Raw genomic sequence first — 1587 nt, forward strand, 5'->3', positions numbered from 1 at the left:
GAGCAGGGCATCTCCGCCCATCGCTTGCCTGACCTGCGCGACGCGGAAGCCGCGGCTGCAGCCGCCTTCCAGCGGCTGTCGATCGCCAGGTCGCAGATCGAGGAGGAAGCCGGCCGCATCCGCACCCGTCAGGCCGAACTCGAGCGCCGGTTGCAGCAGCTCGACGGCGACATCGCCCGCGAAGAGCGGATGGTGCGCGACAACGCCGACGTTCTCGAGCGCCTGCGCGCGGAAGAGGCCGCGCTGAACTCCGAAAACGCTGGTGCCGCGGAGCGCGAGGCCACCACCCGCGCGGCATTCGAACAGGCCGCCTCGACGCTTGCGCAAAGCGAAGCCAAGCTCGCCGCGCTGACCGCCGAGCGCGCGGAGGCTGCCGCCTCGCGCCATCAGATCGAACGCACTTTGCGCGAAACCGCCGAGCGGCGCGATCGCTTCGCCCGCCAACTCGCCGATGTCGACCGCGAATTGTCGGACATCCTCGCCAAGGTGGCCGGCCTGCCGGACCCGGCCGAGAAACAGATCCTGGTCGAACAGGCGCTGGCGTTGCTGGAAGAGTCGGAGGCCGCGGCGGAGCAGGCCGAGCAGTCGGTCATCGACGCTCGTGGTGCCGAAAGTGCCGCGCGTCCGCCGCTCCAGGACGCCAGGGCGGAACTGGCGCGGATCGAGACCGAAGCGCGTACGCTGGCCAAGATCCTGAACGCGGCCAGCGGCGATCTCTTCCCTTCCGTGCTGGAGCAGATCAGCGTCGAGCGCGGCTTCGAGACGGCTCTTGGGGCGGCCCTGGGCGAAGATCTCGACGTGCCGCTCGACCGCAACGCGCCGGCGCATTGGGGCGAAAGCGAAATCCAGCCCGGCGACGCCGCGCTTCCGGAAGGGATCAGGAGCCTTGCCAGCATGGTTCGCGCGCCGGCACAGCTTGCCCGCCGGCTGGCGCAGATCGGCATCGTCGAGGCCGCTGACGGCCGCCGGTTGCAGGGGCTTCTGGCTCCCGGCCAGCGCCTGGTCAGTCGTGAGGGCGCGCTGTGGCGCTGGGACGGCCTGACCGCCAGCGCCGATGCACCGACCGCCGCGGCACAAAGGCTGGCGCAGAAGAACCGGCTTGCCGAACTCGATGCCGAAGCGGTGCAGGCGACGCTCGTCCTGCGCCAGGCCGAGGAGGCGCTGGCACAGGCCGAGCAGGCCCTCCGCCAGGCAAGCGAAGCGGAGCGGACCACGCGCCAGGCCGGACGCGAGGCCCAGCATCGGCTGGATGCCGCCCGCAATGCGCTGGCCGAGGCCGAAAAGGCCGGCGGTGAACTGTCGAGCCGCCGTGCCGCGCTGGACGAGGCGCGTGCCCGCATAGTCGACAGCCACGAGGAGACGTCGGCGGCTTTCGTCGAGGCCGAGATGTTGTTGCAGGACGCGCCGGATCTCGGCGACCTGCAATTGCTGCTCGAACAATCATCGGCCAATGTCTCTCGCGACCGCGCCGCACTGGCCGACGCGCGCGCCGTCCATGAAGGCTTGCGGCGCGAAGCCGAGGCACGCACTCGGCGTCTGGATGCCATCGGCGCCGAGCGCGGCAACTGGCTGGCGCGTGCTGAAAAC

At 70.8% G+C, this 1587-nt stretch carries 1 pseudogene; it reads left to right on the forward strand.

Annotated elements, in window-relative coordinates:
- Positions 1-1587: pseudogene (locus EOA36_RS35025) on the forward strand (chromosome segregation protein SMC); the annotation flags it as partial.

This window comes from Mesorhizobium sp. M8A.F.Ca.ET.021.01.1.1, assembly GCF_003998025.1.
Lineage (GTDB): Bacteria > Pseudomonadota > Alphaproteobacteria > Rhizobiales > Rhizobiaceae > Mesorhizobium.